Raw genomic sequence first — 1,373 nt, forward strand, 5'->3', positions numbered from 1 at the left:
ATTTTATTCTAGCTTAATTTGACAAATCATATTATTTTTTTATTTAAACTAAAAGACGTAATTTCAAATGAAAATTTATTGAATAAAGATTCCATTATTATAGTGCCCACAACGAAACCAGCAGCATTTGCAATAATATCCCCTACATCAAATATTCCTAAACGAAAAACATATTGCGCTATTTCAATTAACCAGATACCCAAAACCACTATGCCTAGATGTTTTTTATTTAATGATAGTATCCAGCCTAATGGTATAAACATGATTATATTCAGCATCACGATTATCGCATCCCCATTGATAAAATCAGAAAGAAATGATAAAGGATTGGATTCTAGTCCTCTTATTCCAATGTTTTTTAAAAAGAGCAGATAAATTAATACTAAAAAATAAAGAATATAAAATCCAATGATTACTTCCTTATAAATTTTCTTTGTAAAAAAACTTAGTAAAAAAATATAGAGAAAAAAAGTAATAATTATTATTTGGATAAATGGAATCCAAAAATCAACATCTCCACTAGGAAGAAAAATAGAGAGTGAGTAAAAATAAAGATATTTCATGTAAAACCACCTGGAAAACAAAAACGATAAACATAGTAATGAAACATTTAAAAATAACAATTTTATTTTAATTTTTATGCTATTAATAGTAGAATTCTCCTTTCAATTTGTTACTATTATTATAAAAAAAAACATAAAGGAGCTATACTATGAAAAATATATGTAAAAAACTATCGCTCGCATTTTTAATACTAAGTTTTTTTCTGCAACAATTGTAAACGCTACCACCGCTATGACATATAGTGGGACTGCTATTTGGTCATGGAGATCTGTCAACAGTTGGTCTACTTCAACTACACGTTCGTATACTGTTAGGCATAATCAAACTAGACGGAGTGCTGGAGCATCTACTATGTTGAATGTTGCTATTGCACGGCAGAATCTGATAGGCTCAACTATAGTTTCTTCTAGGAATTTTTCTGGAACTAGCAACGGTACTTTCACAAGTTCATTAACTTCTGGCACGTATTTTCTTCGATTTGAAAGTAATGAGCGGGCCAAAACATTTGACATAAATGGAAGTGTCACGTATTAATAATATTCTATCTCCTTAAAAAAATTCTATAAATGACCAGTAAAAGTACAATTGGCCGTTCATTTTACTGGTTATTTCTAATGTTTTCTAAATAGATACTCATTATTTATGGTAATTTTTGATTGGTATTTTTTTATAGGAACTAATAAAGTTAAAACGGATAAATCTATAAAGAAAATTATTAAAGGAAAGACTTTTGACGAAGAAAAACTAAGTGTGACAATATAAGCGAAATTTTAATTGTATGATTTGTCAAATTAAGCTAGAATAAAATG

The 1,373-nt window shown here is 27.9% G+C and carries 1 protein-coding gene; it reads right to left on the minus strand.

The window, feature by feature from the left end:
- Positions 1 to 26: 26 nt before the first annotated feature.
- Positions 27 to 563, minus strand: coding sequence for a VanZ family protein (locus HMPREF2731_RS02735; RefSeq protein ID WP_070872274.1), 537 nt, complete (start codon positions 561 to 563; stop codon positions 27 to 29).
- Between the last annotated feature and the right edge of the window lie 810 nt (positions 564 to 1,373).

This window comes from Enterococcus sp. HMSC072F02 (genome assembly GCF_001837725.1).
In the GTDB taxonomy this organism is placed as follows: Bacteria; Bacillota; Bacilli; order Lactobacillales; family Enterococcaceae; genus Enterococcus_B; species Enterococcus_B lactis.

Excerpts from the sequence above, each read along its gene's own strand:
- HMPREF2731_RS02735 (WP_070872274.1), bottom strand. The coding sequence starts at position 563 with ATGAAATATCTTTATTTTTACTCACTCTCTATTTTTCTTCCTAGTGGA.